The sequence below is a fragment of the Enterobacter cloacae complex sp. 402C9 genome (genome assembly GCF_050030745.1).
Taxonomy (GTDB): Bacteria; Pseudomonadota; Gammaproteobacteria; order Enterobacterales; family Enterobacteriaceae; genus Enterobacter; species Enterobacter intestinihominis.
Genome location: NZ_JBLGUW010000001.1, coordinates 1,280,322 through 1,306,678, shown reverse-complemented (window position 1 = coordinate 1,306,678; position 26,357 = coordinate 1,280,322). Strand labels below are relative to the sequence as shown.

The 26,357-nt window shown below is 61.6% G+C and carries 22 protein-coding genes; 9 read left to right on the top strand and 13 right to left on the bottom strand.

Annotated features, from left to right (window positions below):
- Positions 1 to 40 precede the first annotated feature (40 nt).
- Entirely contained in the window at positions 41 to 2,146 is a 2,106-nt protein-coding gene (cstA, locus tag ACQG1K_RS06180; protein WP_038415638.1) for a pyruvate/proton symporter CstA, read from the bottom strand.
- 268 nt (positions 2,147 to 2,414) lie between these two features.
- On the opposite strand from cstA, the gene ACQG1K_RS06175 reads away from it, so the two are divergent.
- The 3 genes from ACQG1K_RS06175 to ACQG1K_RS06165 are packed head-to-tail and all read left to right on the top strand — an operon-like array spanning position 2,415 to position 4,697.
- Positions 2,415 to 3,110: a nucleoside recognition domain-containing protein gene (locus ACQG1K_RS06175; protein ID WP_022647389.1), complete on the top strand. Its 696-nt coding sequence runs from the start codon at positions 2,415 to 2,417 to the stop codon at positions 3,108 to 3,110.
- A complete protein-coding gene (locus ACQG1K_RS06170) occupies positions 3,107 to 3,571 on the top strand; it encodes a YjiG family protein (protein WP_023305665.1) in 465 nt (154 codons plus the stop codon). Before ACQG1K_RS06175 ends, ACQG1K_RS06170 begins: the two co-directional genes overlap by 4 nt.
- 13 nt (positions 3,572 to 3,584) lie before the next feature.
- Entirely contained in the window at positions 3,585 to 4,697 is a 1,113-nt protein-coding gene (locus ACQG1K_RS06165; RefSeq protein WP_058677444.1) for a M20 family metallopeptidase, read from the top strand.
- 90 nt (positions 4,698 to 4,787) lie between these two features.
- On the opposite strand, the gene entH is transcribed toward ACQG1K_RS06165, so the two are convergent.
- The 5 genes from entH to entC are packed head-to-tail and all read right to left on the bottom strand — an operon-like array spanning position 4,788 to position 9,613.
- Positions 4,788 to 5,201, bottom strand: a complete 414-nt coding sequence (gene entH / locus ACQG1K_RS06160; RefSeq protein ID WP_022647384.1) for a proofreading thioesterase EntH — start codon at positions 5,199 to 5,201, stop codon at positions 4,788 to 4,790.
- Positions 5,201 to 5,953, bottom strand: a complete 753-nt coding sequence (gene entA, locus ACQG1K_RS06155; RefSeq protein ID WP_015571174.1) for a 2,3-dihydro-2,3-dihydroxybenzoate dehydrogenase EntA — start codon at positions 5,951 to 5,953, stop codon at positions 5,201 to 5,203. Before entA ends, entH begins: the two co-directional genes overlap by 1 nt.
- On the bottom strand, positions 5,953 to 6,807 hold the full coding sequence (locus ACQG1K_RS06150) for an isochorismatase (RefSeq protein ID WP_022647383.1): 855 nt from the start codon (positions 6,805 to 6,807) through the stop codon (positions 5,953 to 5,955). Before ACQG1K_RS06150 ends, entA begins: the two co-directional genes overlap by 1 nt.
- A gap of 10 nt (positions 6,808 to 6,817) precedes the next feature.
- The gene (gene entE / locus ACQG1K_RS06145) at positions 6,818 to 8,428 is read right to left on the bottom strand and encodes a (2,3-dihydroxybenzoyl)adenylate synthase EntE (RefSeq protein WP_023305662.1); all 1,611 of its coding nucleotides are present in this window, start codon (positions 8,426 to 8,428) and stop codon (positions 6,818 to 6,820) included.
- 9 nt (positions 8,429 to 8,437) lie between these two features.
- On the bottom strand, positions 8,438 to 9,613 hold the full coding sequence (entC, locus tag ACQG1K_RS06140; RefSeq protein WP_023299559.1) for an isochorismate synthase EntC: 1,176 nt from the start codon (positions 9,611 to 9,613) through the stop codon (positions 8,438 to 8,440).
- A gap of 188 nt (positions 9,614 to 9,801) precedes the next feature.
- Here entC and fepB point away from each other — a divergent pair, with 188 nt between their 5' ends.
- The gene (gene fepB / locus ACQG1K_RS06135) at positions 9,802 to 10,761 is read left to right on the top strand and encodes a Fe2+-enterobactin ABC transporter substrate-binding protein (RefSeq protein ID WP_023299558.1); all 960 of its coding nucleotides are present in this window, start codon (positions 9,802 to 9,804) and stop codon (positions 10,759 to 10,761) included.
- Positions 10,762 to 10,838: 77 nt separating this feature from the next.
- On the opposite strand, the gene entS is transcribed toward fepB, so the two are convergent.
- Positions 10,839 to 12,065, bottom strand: coding sequence for an enterobactin transporter EntS (entS, locus tag ACQG1K_RS06130; RefSeq protein WP_367075702.1), 1,227 nt, complete (start codon positions 12,063 to 12,065; stop codon positions 10,839 to 10,841).
- A gap of 108 nt (positions 12,066 to 12,173) precedes the next feature.
- On the opposite strand from entS, the gene fepD reads away from it, so the two are divergent.
- From fepD to fepC, 3 genes are read left to right on the top strand one after another with little or no spacing between them, the layout of a single operon-like run.
- Positions 12,174 to 13,178, top strand: a complete 1,005-nt coding sequence (gene fepD, locus ACQG1K_RS06125; RefSeq protein ID WP_367075704.1) for a Fe(3+)-siderophore ABC transporter permease — start codon at positions 12,174 to 12,176, stop codon at positions 13,176 to 13,178.
- On the top strand, positions 13,178 to 14,167 hold the full coding sequence (gene fepG, locus ACQG1K_RS06120; protein ID WP_367075721.1) for an iron-enterobactin ABC transporter permease: 990 nt from the start codon (positions 13,178 to 13,180) through the stop codon (positions 14,165 to 14,167). Before fepD ends, fepG begins: the two co-directional genes overlap by 1 nt.
- Positions 14,164 to 14,958 (top strand): iron-enterobactin ABC transporter ATP-binding protein, encoded by a 795-nt coding sequence (gene fepC, locus ACQG1K_RS06115; RefSeq protein ID WP_367075706.1) that lies wholly within the window; start codon positions 14,164 to 14,166, stop codon positions 14,956 to 14,958. Before fepG ends, fepC begins: the two co-directional genes overlap by 4 nt.
- An 82-nt stretch (positions 14,959 to 15,040) precedes the next feature.
- On the opposite strand, the gene entF is transcribed toward fepC, so the two are convergent.
- The 3 genes from entF to fes are packed head-to-tail and all read right to left on the bottom strand — an operon-like array spanning position 15,041 to position 20,320.
- Positions 15,041 to 18,898 carry an enterobactin non-ribosomal peptide synthetase EntF gene (gene entF, locus ACQG1K_RS06110; RefSeq protein WP_367075707.1) on the bottom strand — a complete coding sequence of 1,286 codons (3,858 nt, stop codon included), beginning with the start codon at positions 18,896 to 18,898 and terminating at the stop codon, positions 15,041 to 15,043.
- Positions 18,895 to 19,107, bottom strand: a complete 213-nt coding sequence (locus tag ACQG1K_RS06105) for an MbtH family protein (RefSeq protein WP_174340519.1) — start codon at positions 19,105 to 19,107, stop codon at positions 18,895 to 18,897. The genes entF and ACQG1K_RS06105 overlap by 4 nt, the downstream gene beginning before the upstream one ends.
- Positions 19,108 to 19,120: 13 nt before the next feature.
- Positions 19,121 to 20,320, bottom strand: coding sequence for an enterochelin esterase (gene fes / locus ACQG1K_RS06100; protein WP_367075709.1), 1,200 nt, complete (start codon positions 20,318 to 20,320; stop codon positions 19,121 to 19,123).
- A 146-nt stretch (positions 20,321 to 20,466) separates the two neighbouring features.
- On the opposite strand from fes, the gene ACQG1K_RS06095 reads away from it, so the two are divergent.
- Both ACQG1K_RS06095 and entD read left to right on the top strand, forming a co-directional pair.
- Positions 20,467 to 22,716, top strand: coding sequence for a TonB-dependent siderophore receptor (locus ACQG1K_RS06095; RefSeq protein WP_367075711.1), 2,250 nt, complete (start codon positions 20,467 to 20,469; stop codon positions 22,714 to 22,716).
- Positions 22,717 to 23,235: 519 nt separating this feature from the next.
- Positions 23,236 to 23,907 carry an enterobactin synthase subunit EntD gene (entD, locus tag ACQG1K_RS06090; RefSeq protein WP_426720901.1) on the top strand — a complete coding sequence of 224 codons (672 nt, stop codon included), beginning with the start codon at positions 23,236 to 23,238 and terminating at the stop codon, positions 23,905 to 23,907.
- Here the strand turns inward: entD and ACQG1K_RS06085 are convergent.
- Genes ACQG1K_RS06085 through sitB form a run of 3 tightly spaced genes read right to left on the bottom strand, consistent with a single transcriptional unit; the run spans position 23,861 to position 26,357 of the window.
- Entirely contained in the window at positions 23,861 to 24,700 is an 840-nt protein-coding gene (locus ACQG1K_RS06085; RefSeq protein ID WP_367075715.1) for a metal ABC transporter permease, read from the bottom strand. The genes entD and ACQG1K_RS06085 overlap by 47 nt on opposite strands.
- The gene (sitC, locus tag ACQG1K_RS06080) at positions 24,697 to 25,554 is read right to left on the bottom strand and encodes an iron/manganese ABC transporter permease subunit SitC (protein WP_367075717.1); all 858 of its coding nucleotides are present in this window, start codon (positions 25,552 to 25,554) and stop codon (positions 24,697 to 24,699) included. Before sitC ends, ACQG1K_RS06085 begins: the two co-directional genes overlap by 4 nt.
- Positions 25,551 to 26,357 carry an iron/manganese ABC transporter ATP-binding protein SitB gene (gene sitB, locus ACQG1K_RS06075; protein WP_367075718.1) on the bottom strand — a complete coding sequence of 269 codons (807 nt, stop codon included), beginning with the start codon at positions 26,355 to 26,357 and terminating at the stop codon, positions 25,551 to 25,553. Before sitB ends, sitC begins: the two co-directional genes overlap by 4 nt.

The following is a 26,357-nucleotide window of genomic DNA, read 5'->3' as shown; positions in this document are numbered from 1 at the left end:
TGTAGGCCGGGTAAGACGAAGCCGCCACCCGGCACACGGGTTAATGCGCCCCTTTCGCCTGGGTGACAATCTCGTCCAGGTTCTCAGGCATTGGCTCATACGGCGTCTCTTTCGCCGTTGGCGTGTCGACTTTCAACGCCGCCAGCGCGGTTTTCAGAGAATACAACGCCAGCACCACAACCACCACCATAAAGAAGATGGTCAGCCCGGCGTCCAGACGGTTGTTAAACACCAGCTGGGACAGCTGAGATTCGGTGTACTGCGCCGGGATCTTGCCGCTGTCGATCATCGCCTGGAACTTGTTGGCAATGGCCAGGAAGCCCACCTTGTTGTCCGGGCTGAAGGCTTTCTGCCAGCCTGCTGTCAGGGTACAGATCAGCAGCCACGCCGTTGGCACCAGCGCCACCCATGCGTAACGCTGGCGCTTCATCTTGAACAGGACTACGGCACAAAGCATCAGCGCCATGCCCGCCAGCATCTGGTTGGCGATACCGAACAGCGGCCACAGGGTGTTAATGCCGCCCAGCGGATCGACCACGCCCTGATGCAGGAAGTAGCCCCACGCCAGCACGCACAGTGCCGTCGCCAGCAGGTTAGCCGGGAGTGAATCGGTACGTTTCAGATTCGGGGAGATCACCCCCAGCAGATCCTGCAACATAAAGCGCGCCGCGCGCGTACCGGCATCCACCGCCGTCAGGATAAACAGCGCCTCGAACAGAATGGCGAAGTGATACCAGAACGAGACATCCATCAGCCCGCCCAGCGCACCGTGCAGGATGTAGGCCATACCCACCGCCAGCGTCGGCGCCCCGCCCGCACGGGAGATAATCGACTGCTCGCCGACCTCGTTAGCGATATGCGTCAACGTTTCAGGGGTAATCGCAAAGCCCCAGCCGCTCACCACCTGCGCAGCAGAGGCGACCACGTCAACAGTGCCGGCCGGGGCCAGTACCGCCATCGGGCTGTTCATCGCGAAGTACACGCCCGGGTCGATAATACAGGCCGAGACAAGCGCCATAATCGCCACGAAGGATTCCATCAGCATGCCGCCATAGCCAATCAGGCAGGCCTGATTTTCATTCGCCAGCATCTTCGGCGTGGTCCCGGAGGCGATAAGCGCATGGAAGCCAGACACTGCCCCACAGGCGATGGTGATAAACAGGAACGGGAACAGATTGCCGGTCCAGACCGGGCCGGTGCCGTCAATGAATTTGGTCAGGGCAGGCATGGTCAGGGTCGGGCGCATAATCAGAATGCCGATCGCCAGCCCGACGATGGTACCAATTTTCAGGAACGTAGAGAGGTAGTCACGCGGGGCCAGCAGGAGCCATACCGGCAGCACCGCCGCCACGAAGCCGTAGCCCACCAGCATCCAGGTCAGCTGCACGCCGGTGAAGTCGAAGAACGGTGCCCAGGTCGGGCTTTCCGCCACCCAGCCACCGGAGATAATAGCAAACACCAGGAACACCAGGCCAATGACTGAAACTTCACCAATGCGTCCCGGACGCAGATAGCGAATGTAGATCCCCATGAACAGCGCCAGCGGAATGGTGAAGGCGACGGTATAGGTTCCCCACGGGCTGTGGGTCAAGGCTTTCACCACAATCATCGCCAGTACCGCGAGGATGATGACCATGATCATAAAGGTCGCCACCAGCGCAATCACCCCGGCAGTTGCCCCCATCTCCTCTTTCACCAGCTCACCCAGCGAACGACCGTCGCGACGGGTGGAGACGAACAGCACCATGAAGTCCTGCACCGCGCCCGCCAGCACCACCCCCGCGAGGATCCAGATCATCCCCGGCAGATAGCCCATCTGCGCCGCCAGTACCGGCCCCACCAGCGGGCCTGCCCCGGCAATCGCCGCGAAATGGTGACCGAACAGCACTTTTTTATCGGTCGGCACGTAGTCCAGACCATCGTTATGACGCACGGCCGGCGTCATGCGCGTGCCGTCTACGCCCAGTACCGTCTTCGCGATATAACGGCCATAAAAACGGTATGCGATCAGATAAATGCAGACGGAGGCGACCACGATCCAGAGCGCATTGATCTGCTCCCCCCGGTTGAGGGCGATGTAGCCCAGGGCAAAGGCTCCCACAACGGAGAGCCCTGCCCATATAAGGTATTTCCCTGAGTTGTTCATAATGGTTATCCGTTGTTGTGAAACAGTGAGATGTTACATTTTGTTTCTAGAACAACGGATAAAATTTAACAACTTTGAAACGCAATAATGCGTGGTCAAACCAGACATTTACACCACATTGTTAAGCCGATCACTTTCGTAGCGTCACCGTTCACACTTTTACCTTTTTCGGCCAGACACCGCCTTACGGAATGATTTGTATCATTTTTTTTGGCCATAACCTCGCCAGAATGATCCTGCGCAATCGCGTGCATACAAGGAAAAGGATATGAACAGTTCAGTACCTCAGGATAGTCAGGTCGGGCCGGGCGCGTACTTCGCGCTGGCGTTTGCAGCCGTTTTCTTCTCGGGTCTGTTAGGCGGACAAGAGTGGTACGGCGTCTTTGATTTCACCACCCTCAACGGCGCATTTGGCAAAGTGGTCAGCAAAGCCAGTCTGGATGACGGTACGTTAACAACAGCCAGCAGCGCCTTTCGCGGCACCGGCGGCAGCGGCGCGATGGACGGGTTTCTCTTCGCGCTCGGTTTAATTCCTGCGGTGATGTTCGCGCTGGGGATGATCAACGTGCTGGAGCACTATGGCGCCCTGCGTGCCGCGCGCAAACTCTTAACTCCTCTGCTGCGCCCGCTATTGGGGATCCCTGGCACCACCGGGCTGGCGCTGATTGGCAGCCTGCAAAGTACCGACGTGGGCGCGTCGCTTACCCGTAATCTCTCTGATGAAGGGCAAATCAGCGAAAAAGAGAAAGACGTTTTCGCCATGTTCCAGTTCTCCGCCGGGGCGATGATCACCAACTTTTTCTCTTCCGGGGCGATCCTCTTCACGCTGCTCGCCGTTGACGGCACGGCGGCGGTGCCCACCTCCATCGGGGCCTGTATCGCGGTGATGTTTATCATGAAAATTGTCGGCGCCAATCTGCTGCGCCTGATCCTGACGTTTACCCATAAAGGAGACGCCGCATGAGTGCCCCACAGTCCAATCCCGTCATTACCGATGTGTTTATCGAAGGCGCGCGCAAAGGCTGGAGCATTGCCACCAGCAGCACGCTGCCCAACGTGGTGATGGCCTTTATCATCATCAAGGCGCTGGAAATTACCGGCGCGCTGAAAGGGCTGGGCACAATCTTTTCCCCGCTGATGGGCCTGTTTGGCCTGCCGGGCGAAGCGGCCGCCGTGCTGATTGGCGGCTGGATGTCGATGGGCGGCGGGATCGGCGTTGCCATCGGCCTGTTTGATAAAGGCATCCTCACCGGCGAGCACCTGGCGATCCTGGCGCCCGCCATCTACCTGATGGGCTCGCAGGTGCAGTACCTGGGCCGCATTCTGGGGGTGATTGGCACCCGCGCCAAACGTATTCCGCTGATGATCGCCCTCTCGGTGGTCAACGCTTTCTTAGCCATGCTGCTGATGCGCATTATTCTCTGAACAGGACGTGAACATGAATCTTGACCATTATATCGAAGAGCTGAAAACCCTGGTGAACGTAGACTGCGGCACCCAGACGATTGACGGCGTCGCCGCTGTTGCAGGCATCATGCAGCAACTGTGGCAGCGCGAAGGCTGGCATACGGAGCAGGTGAACCTGGGCGACAAGGTGGGCCCCGGCGTCTTCGTCAGTAACAAGCCGCAGGCGGAACGGTTCGACGTGCTGCTGGTCGGGCATCTGGATACCGTATTTCCCGCCGGCACCGTGGCCGCGCGTCCGCTGAGCGAGGATGAAACCCGCCTGTACGGCCCCGGCGTCTCGGATATGAAGAGCGGACTTCTGAATATTTTGTGGGCAATGCGCGCGCTTGACGCCGCAGACAACGATCGTCTCGCGATTGCCGTTGCGATGAACCCGGACGAAGAGACCGGATCTGTCCATTCCCATGAGTGGATTGGCGAGCTGGCTAAGCGTTCCCGCTGCGTGCTGGTGTGCGAAGCCGCCCGCGCCGACGGTTCGCTGGTGAAAGCGCGTAAAGGGATGGCGGGCTATCACCTCACCTTTAGCGGCGTGGCGGCACACGCGGGCAATGACCCGGAAAAAGGCCGCTCGGCGATCACCGCGCTGGCAAAGAGCGTTATCGCCATCAATGCGCTGACGGACTGGGATCGCGGCACTACACTTAACGTCGGCGTGATTCAGGGCGGCAGCGCGGCGAACGTGGTCGCGGACAGCGCTGTGGCAGAACTGGACGTTCGCTTCTGGGAAAACGACGAGTATGACCGGGTGAACCAGGCGCTGGAGTTGTTATGTGAACAAGGCTTTTTAGACGGCGTGACCACCACGCTGACGCGGGTTAATCACAAACCGGCGATGGCCGCGAGCGACGCGACGCAGGCGCTGATGCAGCAGGTTGAAGCGGCGGGTAAAGCGGAAGGCATCGACATTACCTGGCAGGCAGTCGGCGGCGGCAGCGACGCCAACCACACCGCCGCGCTCGGCATCCCCACGCTTGACGGCTTCGGGCCGGTTGGCGCCGGGTTCCACAGCCCGGCGGAATGGCTGGATAAAGCGTCCATTGCGCCGCGAATTCGGCTGTTGAAGCGGGTGGTATCGATGTTGTAACAACCGCCCGGTGGCGCTTTGCTTACCGGGTCTGCATGTTTCGTAGGCCGGGTAAGGCGAAGCCGCCACCCGGCACTCCCGCCGCACAATCTAACCCAGCACCATCGTACTCAACCGACACGTACAGCACCGCCGCCCCTGCTCGTCGAACACCACAATCTCCCAGCTCTGACTGGAGCGGCCCAGATGCAGCGGCTGACATACGCCGCGCACCTTACCGTGAGAGACCGCGCGGTGGTGCGTAGCGTTCAGTTCCGTGCCCACCACATTCTGCCCGTCGCGGGTCATCAGAAAACCGGCCATCGACCCCAGCGTTTCCGCCAGCGCCGCCGACGCACCGCCGTGCAGCAGGCCAAACGGCTGGTGGGTGCGCGCATCCACCGGCATCTCCGCTTCCAGCGTATCGTCCCCGAGGCGGGTATAGACGATGCCAAGGTGTTCCACCATCGTGTTCTGGCTAGTGGCATTCAGTTCGTCGAGGGATAAATGACGTTTCCAGATCATTACGCCCCCAGCGTGGAGCCGCCGTCCACCACGATATCCTGCAAGGTGATATGGCTGGCGGCATCGGATGCCAGGAACAGCACGGTCGCGGCAATCTCCTGCGGACGGGCAATTTTACCGAGCGGAATGCCGAGTTTGAACTGCTCGCCGAAGCCGCGAATGCGCCGCTGTTCCGCATCATCGCTGGTCCACAACGTGCGCTGCATGTCGGTATCCGTAGAACCCGGCGACACCAGGTTACAGCGTACGCCGCTGCCCGCCAGCTCCAGCCCGACGGTCAGCGCCAGGCTTTTCAGCGCCGCTTTCGACGCGCCGTAGGCGCTCATGCCGATGCGCGGCGTGTGCGCCGCGTCAGAGGCTACGGTCACAATCGCCCCGCCCTGCTGATGACGGAACTGGCCCATCGTCTGCTGGAACAGGTTGAACGCGCCGCCGACGTTGACCGCAAAGGTCTGCTGCCAGTCCTCCTGCGAAAGCTGATCCGTCGCGCCCATACGCAGAATGCCCGCCGCGTTAACCAGCACGTCGAGCCGCTCAAGGCTGCTGAGCAAACGCCCGCAGACATCACTCGCCTGCGCCGCATCCGCCACGTCCAGTGTTTCGGTGGCAAACGGATATTCGCCGTGAGGGAAAGCCAGATCGAACCCGGTCACCTGCGCCCCGGCCTCCACAAATGCCAGCGCGGTCGCATAGCCAATGCCCTTACCCGCGCCCGTCACCCAGACGGTTTTACCGGTAAAATCAAAAGCCATCACTTCACCTCGCGGGAGAGCAGCGCCCACCAGGCATCGAGGGTCGGATTTTTTGCCAGCATCACGAAATCAATGTCGCCGTGCACTTTGCGCCAGCGGGCGGCGAGCGCCATCATCCGTACTGAATCCAGACCGTAGTCGATCAGGTTTTCGTCATCCATCGGCTCGTCGGACTCGTCCAGCAGCGGCAGGATCAGCTCACGCAGCGCGGCCTTCGTTGCCGGAACAGACGGCAGCAGCTCGTCGGTCATCACCACGCGGCCCGAACGTCCGGCCACGTATTTCAGCGACATCAGGTGCTCGTCGCGGGTGAAATCCGCCAGCGCGTCGGCGATAAAGAACGGTTTGATGTCGCGCATAAAGGCGTCGGTGGCGGTGGTCATGCAGCCGATGTGGGCGTACACGCCGGTGATCAAAAGCTGGTTGCGGCCGGTCTCTTTCAGCATCTGCTCCAGCGGGGAGCGGTGAAACGCGCTGTAGCGCCACTTCACCAGCACGGTGTCCGCTTCGTCCGGGGTCAGCTCAGCGACGATGCGCTGCTGCTCCGGTGAGCGAGTCAGACCCGGCCCCCACATATCGTTCAGCAGGGCGCGGTCTTCATCGCTCTGATCTTTCGGCTGCGCGGTGTAGTACACCGGAATATTGTGCTCTTTGCAGTACGCGCGCAGTTTAGCGATGTTCGCCACCACCTGCTGCATCATGTCGCTATTTTCGCCCCAGAAATTCAGGAAGTACTCCTGCATATCGTGGATCAGCAGCGCGGCGCGCTCCGGTTCAAACGCCCAGCTTACTTTACTGGTCGGCAGTTCGGCGGCGGTTGGCAGCGCATATGCGGTTAATTTTGGAATAGCCATTCTCTGTTCCTCAGCCCCGGGCGCGTTCAGCAAGCCACAGGCGCAACTGTTTCTTATCAACTTTGCCGACCGGCGTGAGCGGAAGCGCATCCACGCTCTCCACGCGGTCCGGCAGCTTAAATTCGGCAACGCCCTGCTCGCGCAGGAAGCGGCGCACCTCCACCGCGCGCAGCGGCTGTTTCACCACCAGGTACGCGCAGCTTTTTTCACCCAGCAGGCTGTCCTCCATGCTCACCAGCGCGGCGTGGATCACCGCGTCGTGGCGCAGCAGCAGGTTTTCGATCTCTTCGGCGGCGATCTTCTCGCCACCGCGGTTGATCTGATCTTTCTCGCGCCCCTGCACGGTGATGTAACCCTGCTCATCGATGGCGATCAGATCGCCCGAGCAGTAGAAGCCGTTGGCATCGAAGGCGCTGGCGTTGTGGTCCGGGCTGTTGAAATAGCCGCGGAAGGTGTAAGGGCCGCGCGTCATCAGACGCCCGACCTCCCCGCGCGGCAGCGGGTTGCCGTCCTCGTCCGCCACCCACACTTCATCGTCCGGGCACATCGGGCGGCCCTGGGTATTGATGATGCGCTCCGGCGCATCGTCGAGGGCGGTATAGTTCACCAGCCCTTCCGCCATGCCAAATACCTGCTGAAGCTGGCAGCCAATTTCCGCCGGAATGCGCGCCGCAAGCGTGGCGGAGAGGCGCGCGCCGCCCACCTGGAGCAGCCTGAGGGATTTCAGCTGGGCGTTCCCCGCGCCGTCGGCAATCGCCTGCAACCACAGGCTGACCGCGGGCGGCACCAGCGAGGTGACGTTTATCTGATGCTGCTCAATCAGCGGGAAGCAGAGCGTGGCGCTCGGATCGTTCGCCAGCACCACGCAGCCACCCGCCGTGAAAACGCCTAACGATCCTGGCGAGCTCATGGCGTAGTTATGCGCCGCGGGAAGGGCGTTCAGATAGCGGGTGTGCGCAGTGATACCGCAGATTTCGTTGCTGCGACGGATGCTGTAGTCGTAATCGTTATGCGTGCGCGGGATCAGCTTCGGCGTGCCGGTGCTGCCGCCGGAGAGCTGGAAGAACGCCACTTCGTCGGCGGGCGTCGGGTTCGGGATGAAATTGTCCGCCGGGCGCGCAATCGCCGCCTCCAGCGCATGTTCGCCCTTATCGCCACGCAGCAGCACAACGCGTACCGAGCGATGCGCATCCACAAAGGTGTTGAGAAAATCGTCGCCCGAGAACAGCGCGTGGTCGCGATCGGCAATCAGCACGGCGGGTTTAATCTGCTCCGCGTAGGCGTTGAGTTCACTGCGCTGATGGCTAAAGAGCGCGTTGACCGGCGCGACGCCGATTTGCAGTAGCGCGAAGAAGGTGATGTAGAACTCAGCCACGTTGCCAAGCTGCACCAGCGCGGTCTCCCCGCGATGCAGCCCCTGCGCCTGAAGGGAGGACGCCAGATTCGTCACCGCCTGATTAAACGCGCGGTAGGTGATGCGGCGATCGCCGTCAATTATCGCGACCGTATCGCTGTCCGCATGGTCCGTCAGGATGTGGGTCAGCGGCAGATCCTGCCAGTAGCCTTTTTCACGGTAGCGGCGGGCAAACTCCTCAGGCCAGCGGGTAAAAGGGATGGTCATGAGTATTCCTTAGTGCAAACCAAACACGTTGAGCATGGTGGAGAGCTTCACGCCCGTCTCGCGCCACTCGCCGACCGGGGAGGAGGCAGGCACAATGCCCGCGCCGGCAAACAGGCGAACGGTATTTTGATGCAGCCGCGCGCAGCGGATAGTTACCACCCACTCGCCGTTACCTTCGCTGTCGCACCAGCCGACGATGCCGCCGAACAGCTCGCGGTCGAACGGCTCCAGCTCGGCAATCAGCTCTTTTGCCGCCTGATGCGGGAAGCCGCTCAGCGCGGGCGTCGGGTGCAGCAGGCAGGCCAGCGTCAGGGCGTTCTCGTTTTCACGTGCCTCACCTTCTACCGGCGTGGCCAGATGCCACAGCGTCGGGGTGGTGATGAGCTGCGGGGAAGCCGGCATGCTCAGATGATGGCTACGCGGTTCCAGAATGGTTTTCATCGCCTGCGTGACCAGATCGTGCTCGTGGCGGTCTTTTTCGGAGGCCAGCAGCTTAGTGCCCGCTTCGCGATCCAGCACATCGTCCGGCTGACGGCGCGCAGAGCCTGCCAGCGGCAGCGAGCTAAAGTGCGCGCCCTCTTTGCGCAGCAGCAGTTCCGGGCTGGCGCCCAGCAGCACGCCGCCGTCTTCCAGCGGTACGTGGAAGTTAAAGCTCGCCGGGTTCTGGGCGATAAGACGCTCCATCAGCGCGCTGCTATCGATCTGTTTGTCGGTAGCGATATCAATCAGGCGCGACAGCACCACCTTATTCACCTGCGGCGTAGCGGTGAGCGACGCGGCGCGAGCAACCATCTCCTCGAAAACCGGCTGCGACGGGATCTCGGTGCGCTGTTGCACGTTCAGCGTCTGCGCGCCGGAGGCATAACGTGCGGACTGCTGACGCGCCGGGCGGGAGAAGGTTTGCCAGCGTTGTGGAATAAACAGCGATGACGGTTTGCGGGTATCGAAGGGGATCGCCCCTACCATCACCGGATGGGCAATGCCGCTGTTTTTCGCATTCCGGAAAGCCTGAGCTAATTTCTGCTGAAAGGGACCCGCCGGATCGTCACCGCCGACGGCGGGTTCAGAAAAACGGGCAAAACAGCCGGACGTGGTAAAACTGCGGTAAGGCGACATAAAGAAAAAGCTGTCTGATTGCAGCGTTGTCGCGGTGTGCTGAACTTCCTCAGCCAGGGACGTGTCCATATCATCCTCCTTAAAATGATAAAAGAAGCAATAATGATTATCATTTATATTTTCGTCGGCTAACCTAATCCCACATCGCCCCGCTGTCAACCGTCGGGCAAATAACTTGTGCGACAAACGCTTGCATCCCTTCCCTACAGCCCTGAAAATGAGAAGCATTATCTTCAATAAAATCAGGATGCCGCTCTGTGAAAATCGCTGCCGTTTGCCGCAATGCCCTTCTTTTAACAGGACTTTTTGTTTTAGGACTAACCTCAGCCGTCGCCGCCGACTGGCCGCGTCAGGTCACCGACAGCCGCGGCGTTCACACGCTTGAGAGCAAACCGACGCGCATTGTCTCCACCAGCGTGACCTTAACCGGCTCCCTGCTGGCCATTGACGCGCCGGTCATTGCCAGCGGCGCGACCACGCCAAACAACCGCGTGGCGGATGCGCAGGGCTTCCTGCGTCAGTGGGGCGATATCGCCAAACAGCGTAAGGTTGCCCGGCTGTACATCGGCGAGCCGAGCGCCGAAGCCGTCGCGGCCCAGATGCCGGACCTGATTTTGATCAGCGCCACCGGCGGGGATTCCGCGCTGGCGCTCTACGATCAGCTTTCCGCCATCGCGCCGACGCTTATCATTAACTACGACGACAAAAGCTGGCAGGAACTGCTGACCCAACTGGGGACGATCACCGGGCAGGAGACACAGGCCGCAGAGCGCATCGCTGCCTTCGACAAACAGCTCGCCAAGGTGAAACAGCAGATGAAGCTGCCGCCACAGCCGGTGAACGCCATCGTCTACACCGCCGCGGCGCACACGGCGAACCTGTGGACGACAGACTCCGCGCAGGGCAAGCTTTTGCACCAGTTGGGCTTTACGCTGGCCGACGTGCCTGCCGGGTTGCACACCTCAAAAAGTCAGGGCAAACGCCACGACATTATCCAGTTAGGGGGTGAAAACCTGGCGACGGGGCTGAACGGCGAAGGGCTGTTCGTGTTTGCCGGCGATCAGAAAGACGTGGACGCGATTTACGCCAACCCGCTGCTGGCGCATCTGCCGTCGGTGAAGAACAAGCGCGTCTGGGCATTAGGAACCGAGACGTTCCGCCTGGATTATTACAGCGCGATGTTGGTGTTGCAGCGTTTGAATTCAATTTTTAAATAAGTGGCACGTTCCCCGTAGGCCCGGTAAGCGCAGCGCCACCGGGCGTTTTGTCGGGTGGCGGCTACGCCTTACCCGACCTACAGGGTTTGCCTGAACCGACGCAACTCCACCAGAACCGCCAGTAAAATCACGCCAACAACGGCTAACACAAACCCGCTGCTGCTCGCCGACGCCACCGGGGTCATTATCGCCCCCAGCCCGCCGAGGATCGCCGCGCCAATCGCATCGCCCGTGACGTTCTGCGCCGTCCACAGGCCGTTAATGCGCCCGAGCATCCCTTCCGGCGTCTGGGTCTGGATCAGGGTGTACTGTAAAAGAGAGCTGACCGCGCTCAGCCAGCCGAAAATCACCAGACACATCACCCCCAGCGCCCACACCGGCATCAGGCTAAAGAAACCAATGGCGATAAACGAGGCCAGCGTCGCCACCAGCATGATCAACCCCGGTCTCGCGCTCTGCGCCAGGTTGCCGCTGGTCAGCGCCCCGAAGGCCGCACCGAGCGGAATGGCGGCGTACAGCACACCAATCTCTGAGGCGCTCATCTGCCACTCACCCGCCAGCGCCGGATACAGCACGCGCACGGCGCTCGCCATCGTCAGCAGGCCGCCGAGCAGCGCAATCCCGCCAATCAATGGGTTGCTGAACAGGAAACGAATCGCGGCCATCAGGGACTTCAGCGGATGCTCGCGCGGCTGCGGCGGGGGTGGCAGGAGCGGCAGACGCAGTAGCGTCAGGGTGGTAATAAACGTCCCCGCCGCGGCAAGGCCGTAGTTCCACGCCACGTTGCCGGTCGCCAGCAACAGACCGCCCACCATCGGCGAAATCACCGAGCCGAGCCGTACGGTGAGCATGGTGATCGCCCCCGCCTGCATCAGGTTCTCGCGCCCGACCAGCGCGGGCGTGGCCGCCAGCAGCGCCGTCACGCCTAACGAAGCAAAAAAGCCGTCCCACAATCCCAGCACGTAGATGGCCACCAGCGACGGCTCCGGCAGCATGGCGTTCAGACACAGCCCGACAAAGCCCACCCCGCAGGTGCCGCGCGCCAGCAGGATCAGCTTTTTACGCTCGTAGCGGTCCGCCAGCACGCCGCCCACCATCAGGCCGATAAACATCGCCCCGCCGGTTAAGGTGACGGATAACCCCACCAGCCAGCTGGAGTGAGTTATGGTCTGGATTTGCACCGGTACGGCCACACCAAGCAGACCGAGGGACAAAATGGAGATAAAGCGAGCGATAAAAACGGCGCGATACGCCGGGTGTGTTTTGAGCAGGCTGAGGTTAAGCAGCCAGGATTTTTGATTCATGACAAAGCCTTGAGTCTATTTCTACCCATTCCATGGGCGCACATGCTAACATAGCCAAATAAGATAGATAACGATAATCACTATCATTATCAAATCATGGATGTTGCTATGTCGTTTTCCTCTTCTGCGGTGCGCGCCCTTGCCGTGCCCGTTTTATTGCTACTGCTAATCCTTGCGATTGCACTTAGCCTGCTGGTCGGCGCAAAACCGCTGCCCGCGTCCGTTATTGTCGATGCGCTATCCGGTACCTGTCAGAGCGCCGACTGCACCATCGTGCTCGACGCTCGCCTGCCCCGCACCCTTGCCGGATTGCTGGCTGGCGGTGCGCTCGGCCTTGCCGGTGCCCTGATGCAAACCCTCACCCGCAACCCGCTGGCGGACCCCGGCATTCTCGGCGTTAACTCCGGCGCCAGCTTTGCCATCGTGCTCGGCGCAGCGCTGTTTGGATTTACGTCCCCCTCTGAACAGCTGATGATGGCTTTTTGCGGCGCGCTGGCGGCCTCGCTGGTGGTGGCGTTTACCGGCAGCCAGGGCGGCGGCCAGCTCAGCTCGGTACGCTTAACGCTGGCGGGCGTAGCGCTCGCGGCGGTGCTGGAAGGCTTGTCCAACGGCATCGCCCTGCTCAACCCGGACGTGTATGACCAGCTGCGCTTCTGGCAGGCGGGTTCGCTGGATATTCGTACCCTTGAAACCTTAAAGGTGGTGGTGATCCCGACGATCGTCGCTGCCGCCGTGGCGCTCTGTTTAAGCCGGGCGCTGAACAGCCTGAGCCTCGGCAGCGATACCGCGACCGCCCTCGGCAACCGTGTGGCGCGCACGCAGCTGACGGGGCTACTCGCCATTACCGTGCTCTGCGGCAGCGCGACCGCCGTGGTCGGGCCGATTGCCTTTATCGGCCTGATGATGCCGCACATGGCGCGCTGGCTGGTGGGGGCGGATCACCGCTGGTCGCTGCCGGTCACGCTGCTGGCGACCCCTGCCCTGCTGCTCTTTGCCGACGTACTGGGCCGCCTGCTGGTGCCGGGTGAACTGCGCGTCTCGGTGGTCAGCGCCTTTATCGGCGCGCCGGTGCTGATCTTCCTGGTTCGACGCAGACGCGGGGGTGGCGCATGATGGCCCCGTCCCGTCGTTTACTTACCAGCGTCGCCCTGCTGGTCGTCGCCAGTCTGCTGCTGGCGGTCTGGAGCCTGCAAAGCGGTGCCGTAACGCTTGATTTCGCGCAGGTCTTTCACGCTCTCAGCGGCAGCGCGCCGCGTAACATCACCATGGTGGTCACCGAATGGCGATTGCCGCGCGTGGCGATGGCGATCCTGGTGGGCGCGGCGCTTGGCGTCAGCGGCGCGATATTCCAGTCGCTGATGCGTAACCCCCTCGGGAGCCCGGACGTGATGGGCCTGAATACCGGCGCGTGGAGCGGCGTGCTGGTGGCGATGGTGCTGTTCGGGCAGCATCTTACGGCCCTTACCTTTACGGCGATGGCGGGCGGCATTCTCACCTCCCTGCTTATCTGGGCCCTGGCCTGGCGCAACGGCATCGACACCTTCCGTCTGATCATCATCGGGATCGGCATCCGTGCGATGCTGATGGCGTTCAACACCTGGCTTCTGCTACAGGCATCGCTGGAAACCGCGCTCTCCGCCGGGCTGTGGTACGCCGGCTCCCTCAACGGTCTGACGTGGGGAAAAACCTGGCCCGCCGCGCCGCTGATTTTGCTGATGTTTATTGGCGCGTTGCTGCTGGTCAGGCGCATGCGGCTGCTGGAGATGGGCGACGACAGCGCCTGCGCGCTGGGCGTGAGCGTAGAGCGCTCGCGCCTGATGCTGATGCTGGTGGCGGTCTTGCTGACCGCAGCGTCTACCGCCATCGCCGGGCCGATCTCGTTTATTGCCCTCGTAGCCCCGCATATCGCGCGGCGTCTTAGCGGTACCGCGCGCTGGGGATTAACCCAGGCGGCGCTGTGCGGCGCATTGTTACTGCTGGCCGCCGATCTCTGCGCTCAGCAGCTGTTTATGCCTTATCAACTGCCGGTGGGCGTGGTGACCGTCAGCCTCGGCGGGATTTACCTCATCGTCTTGCTCGTTCAGGAGTCACGCAAGAAATGACAGATTCAACATTCCGCTTGCGCGGCGAAAACTTGACCCTCGGCTACGGCAAAAAAATCATTGCCCGGGATTTATCCGTGTCCATTCCGGACGGCCACTTCACCGCCATTATCGGCCCGAACGGTTGCGGCAAATCGACCCTGCTGCGCACGCTGAGCCGCCTGATGTCGCCGGTTGAGGGTAGCGTGTTCCTCGACGGGGAGGAGATCCAGCGCTTCGCCAGCAAAGAGGTGGCGCGCCGAATTGGCCTGCTGGCGCAAAACGCCACCACGCCGGGGGATATTACCGTGCAGGAGCTGGTCTCCCGCGGGCGCTACCCGCACCAGCCGCTGTTTACCCGCTGGCGCAAAGAGGACGACGAGGCGGTGAAGCGCGCGATGCAGGCGACGGGCATCACCGATCTGGCCCAACAAAGCGTCGATACTCTCTCCGGCGGACAGCGCCAGCGCGCCTGGATTGCAATGGTACTGGCGCAGGAAACCTCGATTATGCTGCTGGACGAGCCGACAACCTGGCTCGATATCAGCCATCAGATTGATCTGCTGGAGCTGCTGAGTGAACTGAACCGCACGCAGGGGTACACCCTGGCGGCAGTGCTGCACGACTTAAATCAGGCGTGCCGCTACGCGACGCATCTGATTGCGCTGCGCGACGGCGAGATTGTGGCGCAGGGCGCGCCGAAGGAGATTGTGACGCCGGATCTGATCGCGCGGATCTACGGCATGCGCTGCATGATTATTGACGATCCGGTGGCGGGTACGCCGCTGGTGGTGCCGTTGGGTCGGCAGTAATTGCCGGGTGGCGGCTACGCCTTACCCGGCCTACATTTCGCTCCCGTAGGCCCGGTAAGCGCAGCGCCACCGGGCATTTGCACTATCCAAAAATTTCCTTCAGTACCGGCCCAATCTTTTCAAACGCCTGCGGTGAAATGATATCCACGTGGGCGCAGTCCTGGCTGTACACCTCCAGCTCACCCACCCACGGTGCCCATGCGGCCTGCGGATCCATGGTTCGCGTGCGTTCGGCGACAAACAGCGTCGCTTTACCGTCGAACCGTGAACTATGCGCGGTGGTGAGCAGCCGCACCGCATCGGCGTAGTTGCCTTCAATAGCGTTAAACAGCTCGCTGGAACCTTGCCCCTGCTGGGCGGCGATAAACGCCTGACGCTCGCGCTCAATTTCCGCCAGCACCTCCGGATCGAGGCCATTAGCCTCTTTCTCCGCCCAGTTCTGGGTTTCCGGCGGCCAGGTATCCAGCAGGCCGAGGAACGCCACCGCTTCACCCTGCTCGCGCAGACGCGCCGCAATGCCCTGCGCCAGCGTGCCGCCGAGGGAATAGCCGAACAGATAATACGGCCCCTGCGGCTGCTGCTTACGCAACGTGTTCAGATGATGTTCGATCACCGCATCGAGATCCGCACACTGCTCCATCGGCCCCTCAGGCCGGGGAGACTGAATACCGACGATTGACCAGCGCGGGCTGAGGTAGCGCGCCAGGACGCTAAACTGCCAGGCAAAGCCGGATGCCGGATGGAAGCAGAACAGCGTGGGGCCGTTGCTTTCACGCAGCGGGAGAACAGTTTCATACCCCAGACGCTGCGCCTGCTCGTCGCTCATCTGCGAGTCCAGTAGGCCGCTAAGCTTACTCACCGTCGAGGCGACCATAATCTGGCCCGGCGTGACCTTACGGCTGAACGCACGGCTGAGCTGAGCCGCGAGGCGCATCGCCAGCAGCGAGTGGCCGCCGAGGGCAAAGAAATCGGCTTCGATATCGTTCACTGCGCAGCCCAGCAGGGCAGAAAACGCCTGCGCCACGGCGACTTCGGTTTGTGTCTCAGGCGCGCGACCAGAGGATTTGCTGGTCAGCTCCGGCAGCGGCAACGCCTTGCGATCCAGCTTGCCGTTGGCGCTTAACGGCAGCGCGCTGATTTGCAGCAGCACCACCGGCACCATATGTGGCGGCAGCTGGGCTTTGAGTGATGCTAGCAGCGCGTCGCGATCCAGCGGTAAGCCGGATTCGGAGACAACGTACCCCACCAGCTGGCGGGCATCGCCACCCGTCGCCGCTGCCTGGTTGAACACGCAGGCGTGCGCCACGGCCTGGGCCACATCCGGCAGCGCGAGCATCGCCCGATCGATTTCGCCCAGCTCAATGCGCTGACCGCGAATTTTTAACTGGTCATCGCTGCGGCCCAGATATTCTACCGCGCCGTTGTCCAGCCAGCGGGCAACGTCCCCGGTGCGATACATCCGCTCGCCGGGGGCAAACGGATCGGCGATAAAGCGGCTGGCGGTAAGGTCGGGGCGTCCCAGATACCCCTGCGCCAGCTGGATGCCGGTGAGATACAGATCCCCCGCCACGCCGAACGGCACCGGGCGCATCATCGCGTCCAGAATGCGCAGCCCCGTATTCCACACCGGGAAGCCGATCGGCACGCTGTTCCCTTCCACCGCCGCCAGCTCGGGGCCGTACGCCGGATACCAGCTGACGTCCACCGCCGCTTCGGTCGGGCCATAGAGGTTGTGCAGCGGCGCATGGGTGAGCTGTTCCCACTCGCGGCACAGCGCAGTCGGCAACGCCTCGCCGCTACAGAACACCTGCTTCAGCGTCCTGCAACAGTCGACGTTTTCCGGCGTCAGCGAGGCGACGAACGCCGCCAGCATCGACGGCACGAAGTGGGTGGTGGTTACGCCATATTGTGCGAAGAAGCTCTGCATCGCCTGCGGATCGCGGTGCGCGTCCGGCTCGGCCATCACCAGCTTCGCCCCGGCAATAAACGGCCACCAGAACTCCCACACCGACACGTCAAAGCTGCACGGCGTTTTCTGCGCCACCACGTCATGCGCCGCCAGTGAATAATGATCCTGCATCCACTTCAGGCGGTTAACGATGGCGGTATGGCCGACCATCACGCCTTTTGGTCGTCCCGTCGAACCGGAGGTAAAGATGATGTACGCGGTCTGCTCCGGCTTCGCCAGGCGCAGAGGTTCAGCATCGGTGGCCGGTAATAGTGTGTTGTAACTAAAGGTGGCGATCGGCAGATCGTTAAAGCGCGGAAGCTGCTGGTCGGTGGTAATGAGCAGCGACGGCTTCGCGTCCTCCAGCATCATCCGCAGACGGTCGTCCGGGTAACCGGTATCCAGCGGCAGCCAGGCGGCGCCAGCTTCAACAATCCCGTGCAGCGCCAGGGTCAGGAACACCGAGCGCGGGAGCGCCACCGCCACGCTGTCGCCCGGCTTCACGCCGCGCGCGCGCAGCAGATTTGCCAGCGCGACCACCTGCTCGCGCATCTGGCGGTAGTTCAGCTCAGTATGGGCATCCGCCAGCGCCGGGGCGTCCGGCGTTTTGCTCGCCTGCTCCGCGACCAGATCCGCCAGCGTGGTGGACGGCAGCGCCAGCCCGGTATCGTTTATTCGCGCCAGCCGGCCGTATTCCTGCTCTGATACGGTTTCCACGTCGCCACAGCGCAGGTCCGGGTTGGCGGCAAACTGCGTCAGCATTGCGTTCAGCCGCGCCGCGTGCCCCTTCAGCGTCGCCTCGTCGTAACGCTGCCTGTTGGCGAGGATCTCAATGCTTAGTCCGCCCTGCTCGTCCGGAAACAGCGCCAGCTCGAGATCGTTCACCGGGCCGGTTGCCAGCGTGTGGGTGATGGCCTCCACGCCGTCGATATCCAGCTGATAATCGAAAACCTTAACGTTCAGCACCGGGCCAAACAGCGCTTCGTCGCCCGCGGCACGCCCGCTGTCGCGCACGATCTGCTCGGCGTCGTAGCGCTGATGGCGGCGCATTTTTTTCAGCTGGTTAGCCAGTCGCAGCGCCAGCGCGGGCAGGCTCTCCTGCGCGTCGATATTGACCGCCAGCGGCAGCACGTTCAGCACCGGCCCGGTCGCGGTGAGCGCCGCGGAACCCATGCGGCGCATAAAGATAAACCCGGCGGCGTAGTCCAGCCGTCCGGTGAGGCGGCCCAGCCACAGCGCCACCAGCGCAAGCGCCAGATCGGTGCGCTGCGCCTGCCCTGCCGCCTGTGCAAGCTGGCTAAAAGCCCGGCCGTCCATTGCAATTTTCAGGCGCAGAATGTCGGTAGTGGCGGCGCGTCCCGGCAACGGCGCGGAAGAGAGCGAGACCGGAGAAGGAAGCTGCTTGCGCTGCTCTGCCCAGAAGGCACCGTCGCGTGCGTATGCCTCGCTGTCGCGATAGCGCTGATACTCGTCCACCACCTCGGCAAACGGTGTAAACGGGGATGCAGGCGTCGGCTCACCCTTTTTCCAGGCGGTATAAATCGCGGCGATCTGGCGGGTAATGGCCGGGAAGCTAAAGCCATCCACCACCAGATGGTGATAGCGCTGATACCAGTACCAGTGGCTGTCCCCCACCAGAATCAGCTGGTGAAACGCCAGCGGCTGCCCGCTGTCAACGCGCAGGTTCTGGTTAAGATCGGCCTCCATCAGCGCCACGGCGTCGTCGTGAGAGGTAGCGCGAACGATGGACGGCTCCGGCAGAATGAAGGTGTCATCCACCCACTGCCACACCTCGCCGTTATCCTCGGCGAAACGCATCCGCAGGGTATCGGCCTGCATCATGCCTTCAGCAATCGCTTTTGCCAGCAATGGCGCGTCAATGTCGCCTTTCAGTTCGGTATAGTGCGCCACGCTCCAGGCGTTTGGCAGGGAGGAAAGCTGCTCCGCCATCCAGATACCCGGCTGGGCGGCAACGAGAGGAAGACGGTTCATGCGCTCCCCTCCGCAAAATGGGACGGGATAAGCGTTTGCCAATGCCCGGCAAGCCACTGCTGGCACGCCTCCTGGGACTGCGGCTCGCAGACAACGCGCCAGCCTGCGGGCAGTTCGCACTGCTGCGGCCACAGGCTGTACTGCCCCTGGTCGTTTTGCAGAATGGCGAACTGTCCCTGCGGATTATCGAAAGGATTGCTGAATTCCATACAGACTCCGTTATTAAATAAGCGGCTGCCAGAGGGTCATCAGCCCCTGCGTCAGCCCACCGCGCCAGCAAAGCGCATCGTGCCCGCCGTCAACCTGACGCCAGATAACCGGCTGCTGCGTGTGTTGTAGTTCGGCGTAAATCGCCTGATTCGCGCGGAAGATAAGCGGCTCGTTGCGCCCGGCCTCGAGGACAATGCGCAGCCCGCGTGCGGTTTTTTCACCCGCTTTAAGTTGTTCGATGAGCAGCCCGTCCTGCTGCGCGCCGCGGTGCGGCCACCAGTAGGAGCCGGACTGGCTGAGGATGCAGCCAAAACGCTGCGGCCAGTTGAGGCCAGCATAAAGCGAAGAGAGGCCACCAAAGCTCTGGCCCGCCACGATGGTCCGATCGGCACGGTCGCTGAACGAGGCGGTTGTTTTCACAAGGGGAAGGAGTTCTTCCTGCACCGCCAGCCAGAAATCGGGATTACAGGGCAGTTCCCGGCTGCGATGTTCTGTGTCGATCGCATCAATTAAGACATAGACCGCAGGCGGCAGTTTGCCGTTGCGGGTCAGCGACGCCAGCGCAGGCCAGACGGGCATGCTTTCGGCCCAGAACTGCCCGTCGAGCAGCACCGCCAGCGGGCGCCCGGAGCTGTCATCTCCGGTGGTAAAAATCCACACGCGGCGGCGGTTGTTCAGACGCTCGCTGTTCCACTCAATGCAGACCGGCGACTGATACGGTGTATCGGGACGATCCCAGCCGGGCTGAACGGGCGCGTCCGGCATCTCCAGCGCCGAGACGGCATGACCGCGCCCGCCGCGCCAGCTCTGCGGATTCAGCGGGTCGGAGACCGCGTGCGGCAACAGCTTGCGCCAGCCTTCGCGTAGCGCCATGCGGTCCGGCTGCTCGCCTTCAAACACTGCGCTGGCAAAATCGTTTTCGTTATCGGAGGGGATAAAACAGTAGCTGCCGCGCCATTCGGGGCTGAACTCGCCCTGCCACTGCCAGACGTCGGTATCCGGGATGCGCTCAAGAGATTGCGGGCGGGCATTTTGATGATGATCGGTCACGCCGGTGATGTAGAGCCAGACGCGTTTAACCGTTGACGTTTTCTGCGTTCCTGCCGGGTCACGCCACCAGAAGGTGACGCGATAATTCGCCTTCAGACGTTCCCATTCTGGCCCGTTTTTCGCCTGCCACCAGGCTTCACTTCCCGTTGTTAACGCCGTCACCCTTATAACCTCATGTTTAACAGTCTTTTTTGTTTCAGGACAAATTTTATTGATAATATTATTGATAACTATTTGCATTTGCAATAGCGTAATGCCCGCGCTGTGGGAAGCGCGCTCATTAAATAACCATAAAAGCGGGACGTACAATGAATAAGAAGATTCACTCTCTGGCCTTGCTGGTCAATTTAGGGATTTATGGTGTCGCGCTGCCCGCCATGGCAGACGACAACACCGCCACCGCGCAGCACGAAGACACGATGGTGATCACCGCCGCCGAGCAGAACCTGCAGGCGCCGGGCGTGTCGACCATCACCGCCGATGAAATCCGCAAAAACCCGCCCGCGCGGGACGTGGCTGAAATCATCCGCACCATGCCGGGCGTCAACCTGACCGGGAACTCCACCAGCGGCCAGCGCGGGAACAACCGTCAGATTGACATTCGCGGCATGGGCCCGGAAAACACCCTGATCCTGATCGACGGTAAGCCGGTCACCAGCCGTAACTCCATCCGCCTGGGCTGGCGCGGCGAGCGTGATACCCGCGGCGATACCGGCTGGGTGCCACCAGAGATGATCGAACGCATCGAAGTGATCCGCGGCCCGGCCGCCGCGCGCTACGGTAACGGCGCGGCTGGCGGCGTGGTGAACATCATCACCAAAAAATTCGACAACCAGTGGCACGGCTCCTGGAACACCTACCTGAATGCGCCAGAACACAAGGACGAAGGCTCCACCAAGCGCACCAACTTCAGCCTCAGCGGTCCGCTGGGCGGCGATTTCAGCTTCCGCATGTTCGGCAACCTGGACAAAACCCAGGCCGACGCGTGGGACATCAACCAGGGCCACCAGTCTGACCGTACCGGTGCCTACGCCGACACGCTGCCCGCAGGCCGTGAAGGTGTGGAAAACAAAGACATCAACGGCGTGGTGCGCTGGGACTTCGCGCCAATGCAGTCTCTGGAGTTTGAAGCCGGCTACAGCCGCCAGAACAACCTGTACGCAGGTGACACGCAGAACACCAACAACGACAACAGCTCCAGCGGGCTGGTGAAGAAAAACTACGGTAAAGAGACTAACCGTATCTACCGCCAGAACTTTGCGGTGACCTGGAACGGCGGCTGGGATAACGGCATTACCACCAGCAACTGGGCGCAGTACGAACACACCCGCAACTCCCGTCTGGGCGAAGGGCTGGCGGGCGGTCTGGAAGGCTTGTTCAACAGCAATAAATTCACCGACACCGACCTGGCCGACGTGATGCTGCACAGTGAAATCAACCTGCCGATTGATTTCATCGTCAACCAGAACCTGACGCTGGGCACCGAGTGGAACCAGCAGCGCATGAAGGATTCCACCTCTAACACCCAGGCCCAGCAGGGCGGCACCATTCCGGGCATGAGCGACGACCGCAGCCCGTACTCCTCGGCAGAGATTTTCTCCCTGTTCGCCGAAAACAACATGGAGTTGACCGACAGCACCATGCTGACCCCTGCCCTGCGCTTCGATCACCACACCATCGTTGGCAACAACTGGAGCCCGTCGCTCAACCTCTCGCAGGGCCTTGGCGATGAATTCACGCTGAAGATGGGGATCGCGCGCGCCTACAAAGCACCGAGCCTGTACCAGACTAACCCGAACTACCTGCTCTACAGCAAAGGTCAGGGCTGCTACGCAAGCTCCGACGGCGTGGGCTGCTACATGATGGGTAACGACGACCTGAAAGCTGAAACCAGCATCAACAAAGAGATCGGCCTGGAGTGGAAACGTGACGGCTGGCAGGCGGGTGTCACCTGGTTCCGTAACGACTATCGCGACAAGATTGAAGCAGGCTACGCACCGATTGGCCAGACGTCCACCAGCAAAGTCACCACCGATATTTACCAGTGGGAAAACGTGCCGAAGGCGGTGGTCGAAGGTCTGGAAGGCTCCCTGAACGTGCCGGTCAGCGACACCATCAACTGGACCAACAACATCACCTACATGCTGCAGAGCAAAAACAAGGAGACCGGCGACCGTCTGTCGATCATTCCTGAGTACACGCTGAACTCAACCCTGAGCTGGCAGGTGCATCAGGACGTGTCGCTCCAGTCGACCTTTACCTGGTACGGCAAGCAGCAGCCGAAGAAGTACAACTACAAAGGTCAGCCGGTGACCGGGTCTGAGAAAGACGAAGTCAGCCCGTACAGCATCGTGGGCCTGAGCGCGACCTGGGACGTGACCAAAAACGTCAGCCTGACCGGCGGCGTGGACAACGTCTTCGACAAGCGCCAGTGGCGTGCGGGTAACGCCCAGACCACGGGTAATACCACGACGGGTGCGTATATGTACGGTGCGGGTGCGTATACGTATAATGAACCGGGTCGCACCTGGTACATGAGCGTGAATACGAGGTTCTGATACAGGCAGTGACTTCCCCCTCTCCCTGTGGGCTGAGGGATCCCCAGTAATTTTTTTATGCAGAAGCAATAAAGTTGCTTTCTAAATGACTGAGGGCTGTCAGCGATGCCATGGTCCGGCTGTAAATCGCTGAGGCGTTTGCCTTCCGGCCGGGGCGAGGCGCAGGGATGCGCCGAGAGGGCGGCTTTACAGGGACGTTGCCTCCGCCCGTACCCGATAAGCCGGAAGGAATAAGCCGAGGGCACCGCGACGCGGCGATTTACCGCCGGGAGCCCGGGTCGCCAGGGTGGTGGCGACTGAGCCACCCTGGCACGTTCACCGGTCATGTCGTTACAGAGTAGCAAGGAGCATTAAGTGAACGGAATGACCACCACCGCCGTATATTCCCCTCACCCTAACCCTCTCCCCGGAGGGGCGAGGGGATTGCTCAGTGCTCGCATTAATTTGTGGGGAACCCTCAGCCCAAAGGGAGAGGGCCGGGGTGAGGGCATCAGGCCGCACAATACTGAAGGGAAAACCATGCACACAACCCACAGCACATTTTCTCTCGCCGGCCACACCCTTCACCGCATCACTTTCGACCCCACCACCTTCATCGACGCCGATCTCCTCTGGCTCCCCCATCACGCACAGCTGGCTGACGCCGGACGCAAGCGCAAATCCGACCACCTGGCAGGCCGCATCGCCGCGGCGCATGCGCTAAACGAGCGCGTAATCCCCGGCATCGGACCCAGCGGCGAACCGCTCTGGCCGCAAGGTATTTCCGGCAGCATCACCCACAGCGGCACGCAGGCGATGGCCGTCGTCACGCAATACCCGGCGCTTATCGGCATCGATTGTGAAACGATCCTTTCCGAAAACGAAGCCTGGGAAATCAAAGACGGCATTATTGATACGCAGGAAGAACCTGTGCTTTCCCGCTCGGGATACCCGTTCGCCCTTGCTCTCACGCTGGCGTTCAGCGCCAAAGAGAGCCTGTTCAAGGCCCTCTTTCCGCAGGTGCAGGCCTGGATGGGTTTTGACAGCGCCCGCATTACCCTGCTCGACGACAGGACGCTTATGCTGGCATTGACCCGTCATCTTGCAGGCTTTGAGGAAGGCACTGCCTTCACCCTTCACTGGCAGCAGCACGGCGAACAGGTCATCACCCTGCTGTCACGCTCTCCTGCCGACGGGCCTTCACGCTGGTGACCCCGAACGTCACGATAAACACCATTGCGAACAGCACTACAATGGTCGGCGCAGGCGCGCTGTCGAGATAAAACGACGCATACACACCGCTTACCGACACGAGGGCTGAAACGGCGACCGCGACCAGCAGCGCCATGTGGAAGCGTCGGGTGATCAGCACCGCCACCGCGCCGGGGGCAATCAGCAGCGAAATTGACAGAATAATCCCCACCGCCTTCAGCGTCGCCACGATGGTTAGCGAGACCATGCACAACAAGCCGTAGTGCAGCCAGCGGGTGCGCAGCCCGCTCGCCTGCGCCTGCTGGTAATCAAAGCAGAACAGCAGAAAGTCGCGCCACTTCAGGCCAATCACCAGCGCGATCAGCCCCGCCACGATCCCGCTTTGCAGAATGTCCATCCCGTTAATGCCCAGCATATCGCCGAACAGAATGTGGTCGAGATGCACCTCGGGTTTGACGGCGATATAGAGGATCAGGCCCGCGCCGAACATGCCGGAAAACACGATCCCCATGACCGTATCCTGCTTGATTCGGCTGTTATCCTTCAGGTATCCAGTGGCGACCGCGCAGAACAACCCGGCCACAAACGCCCCCAGCGCCAGCGGCAGGCCCATCATCCACGCCAGCACCACGCCGGGAAACACAGCGTGGCTCATGGCGTCGCCCATCAGCGCCCAGCCTTTCAGCACCAGAAAAACCGACAGCAGCGCGCAGGGCACGGCCACCAGGAGTGAAATCAGCAGCGCGTTGTTCATAAACGCATACTGGAAGGGTTCAAGGAGCAGCGCCATCATGGCTGTGCCTCCTGTCCGCGACGTGCGCGACGGCGGCTGGCGAGCAGCCCGTGCTGCGGCGCAAAGACGAACGCCAGCAGGAACAGCAGCGTCTGGGCCACGACGATAATGCCGCCGGTCGCGCCGTCCAGATAGTAGCTGGCCCACGCGCCGAGGAAGCTGGTGATGCTGCCAATGGCGACCGCAATCATCAGCAGGCGCGGAAAGCGGTCGGTCAGCAGCCACGCGGTCGCGCCGGGGGTGACCACCAGACAGATCACCAGAAACGCGCCGACGGTTTGCAGCGCCGCCACGGTAGAGACCGCCAGCAGGGTAAAGAAGAGGATTTTCAGGCGTTCAGGACGCAGGCCGATGGCGCGGGCGTGGTTCTCATCAAAAAAGGTCACCATCAGATCTTTCCATTTGAACAGCAGGATAACCATCGACACCACGCCGATAATCGCCAGTTGAACGATATCCTCCGGGGCGATAGCCAGAATATTGCCGAGCACGATGGTCTGAATGTTCACCGATGTCGGGTTGAGCGAGACCATAAACAGCCCGAGCCCGAAAAAGGAGGAGAAGATCAGCCCGATGATGGCATCCTCCTTCAGGCGGCTGCGCTGGTTGAGAAACAGCATGCTGCCCGCCGCCAGCCCGCCCGACAGAAACGCCCCCAGCGAGAACGGCAGCCCGAGCATGTAAGCGCCCGCCACACCGGGCACAATGGAGTGCGACAGTGCATCGCCGATCAGCGACCAGCCTTTAAGCATCAGATAGCAGGAGAGAAACGCGCACAGCCCGCCCACCATCGCCGAGACCCACATCGCGTTGAGCATGTACTCGTAGCCGAAGGGTTCGAGAAGCGCGTTCATTTGGCCTCCTGTCGGTGCGTGACGAAGGGGCGTTCGTCGTCGGTAATAATGCGATCTTCCGAGCCGCTGAGCACCACGTGGCGCAGCACGCCGCTGAAGGCGCGCTCAAGATTCTCGGCGGTAAAGGTGATATCCGTCGGGCCGCTCGCCAGCACGGTGCCTTTGACCATCACCGTGTAATCGCAGAATTCCGTGACCGAGCCCAGATTGTGGGTCGAAACCAGCATCGTTTTACCCTCGTCGCGCAGCTCCCGCAGCAGGCTGATGATCCTGGCTTCGGTTTTGACGTCCACGCCGGTAAACGGCTCGTCGAGCAGGATCACCTCGCCCTTCTGGGCAATCGCCCGCGCCAGAAACACACGCTTCTTTTGGCCGCCGGAGAGCTCGCCAATCTGCCGATGGCGCAGCTCAAGCATATCCACGCGCTTCAGGGCGTCGGTTACAATCTGCCTGTCGCGCTCTTTAGGCCGACGCAGAAACCCCATATGCCCGTAGCGGCCCATCATCACCACGTCCTCGACCAGCACCGGAAATGACCAGTCGACCTCTTCCGACTGCGGCACGTAGGCGACCAGGTTCAGGCGCAGCGCCCGGTGAGGCGGAAGCCCGAGAATGGAGATAGTGCCGCTCGCCGCCCGCACAAAGCCCATCACCGCCTTAAACAGCGTGGACTTGCCGGAACCGTTCACCCCCACCAGGGCGGCAATCGATCCGCCCGGCACGCTGAACGACGCGTCGCGCAGCGCCGTGTGGCCGTTGCGGTAGGTCACGGTCACGCCGGTTACAACAATCCCCTTCTGCAT

What these genes read in the sequence shown, in the direction of transcription:
- cstA (WP_038415638.1), bottom strand. Translation starts at nt 2,146, where the DNA reads ATGAACAACTCAGGGAAATACCTTATATGGGCAGGGCTCTCCGTTGTG.
- ACQG1K_RS06175 (WP_022647389.1), top strand. Translation starts at nt 2,415, where the DNA reads ATGAACAGTTCAGTACCTCAGGATAGTCAGGTCGGGCCGGGCGCGTAC.
- ACQG1K_RS06170 (WP_023305665.1), top strand. Translation starts at nt 3,107, where the DNA reads ATGAGTGCCCCACAGTCCAATCCCGTCATTACCGATGTGTTTATCGAA.
- ACQG1K_RS06165 (WP_058677444.1), top strand. Translation starts at nt 3,585, where the DNA reads ATGAATCTTGACCATTATATCGAAGAGCTGAAAACCCTGGTGAACGTA.
- entH (WP_022647384.1), bottom strand. Translation starts at nt 5,201, where the DNA reads ATGATCTGGAAACGTCATTTATCCCTCGACGAACTGAATGCCACTAGC.
- entA (WP_015571174.1), bottom strand. Translation starts at nt 5,953, where the DNA reads ATGGCTTTTGATTTTACCGGTAAAACCGTCTGGGTGACGGGCGCGGGT.
- ACQG1K_RS06150 (WP_022647383.1), bottom strand. Translation starts at nt 6,807, where the DNA reads ATGGCTATTCCAAAATTAACCGCATATGCGCTGCCAACCGCCGCCGAA.
- entE (WP_023305662.1), bottom strand. Translation starts at nt 8,428, where the DNA reads ATGACCATCCCTTTTACCCGCTGGCCTGAGGAGTTTGCCCGCCGCTAC.
- entC (WP_023299559.1), bottom strand. Translation starts at nt 9,613, where the DNA reads ATGGACACGTCCCTGGCTGAGGAAGTTCAGCACACCGCGACAACGCTG.
- entS (WP_367075702.1), bottom strand. Translation starts at nt 12,065, where the DNA reads ATGAATCAAAAATCCTGGCTGCTTAACCTCAGCCTGCTCAAAACACAC.
- fepD (WP_367075704.1), top strand. Translation starts at nt 12,174, where the DNA reads ATGTCGTTTTCCTCTTCTGCGGTGCGCGCCCTTGCCGTGCCCGTTTTA.
- fepG (WP_367075721.1), top strand. Translation starts at nt 13,178, where the DNA reads ATGGCCCCGTCCCGTCGTTTACTTACCAGCGTCGCCCTGCTGGTCGTC.
- fepC (WP_367075706.1), top strand. Translation starts at nt 14,164, where the DNA reads ATGACAGATTCAACATTCCGCTTGCGCGGCGAAAACTTGACCCTCGGC.
- entF (WP_367075707.1), bottom strand. Translation starts at nt 18,898, where the DNA reads ATGAACCGTCTTCCTCTCGTTGCCGCCCAGCCGGGTATCTGGATGGCG.
- ACQG1K_RS06105 (WP_174340519.1), bottom strand. Translation starts at nt 19,107, where the DNA reads ATGGAATTCAGCAATCCTTTCGATAATCCGCAGGGACAGTTCGCCATT.
- ACQG1K_RS06095 (WP_367075711.1), top strand. Translation starts at nt 20,467, where the DNA reads ATGAATAAGAAGATTCACTCTCTGGCCTTGCTGGTCAATTTAGGGATT.
- entD (WP_426720901.1), top strand. Translation starts at nt 23,236, where the DNA reads ATGCACACAACCCACAGCACATTTTCTCTCGCCGGCCACACCCTTCAC.
- ACQG1K_RS06085 (WP_367075715.1), bottom strand. Translation starts at nt 24,700, where the DNA reads ATGATGGCGCTGCTCCTTGAACCCTTCCAGTATGCGTTTATGAACAAC.
- sitC (WP_367075717.1), bottom strand. Translation starts at nt 25,554, where the DNA reads ATGAACGCGCTTCTCGAACCCTTCGGCTACGAGTACATGCTCAACGCG.
- sitB (WP_367075718.1), bottom strand. Translation starts at nt 26,357, where the DNA reads ATGCAGAAGGGGATTGTTGTAACCGGCGTGACCGTGACCTACCGCAAC.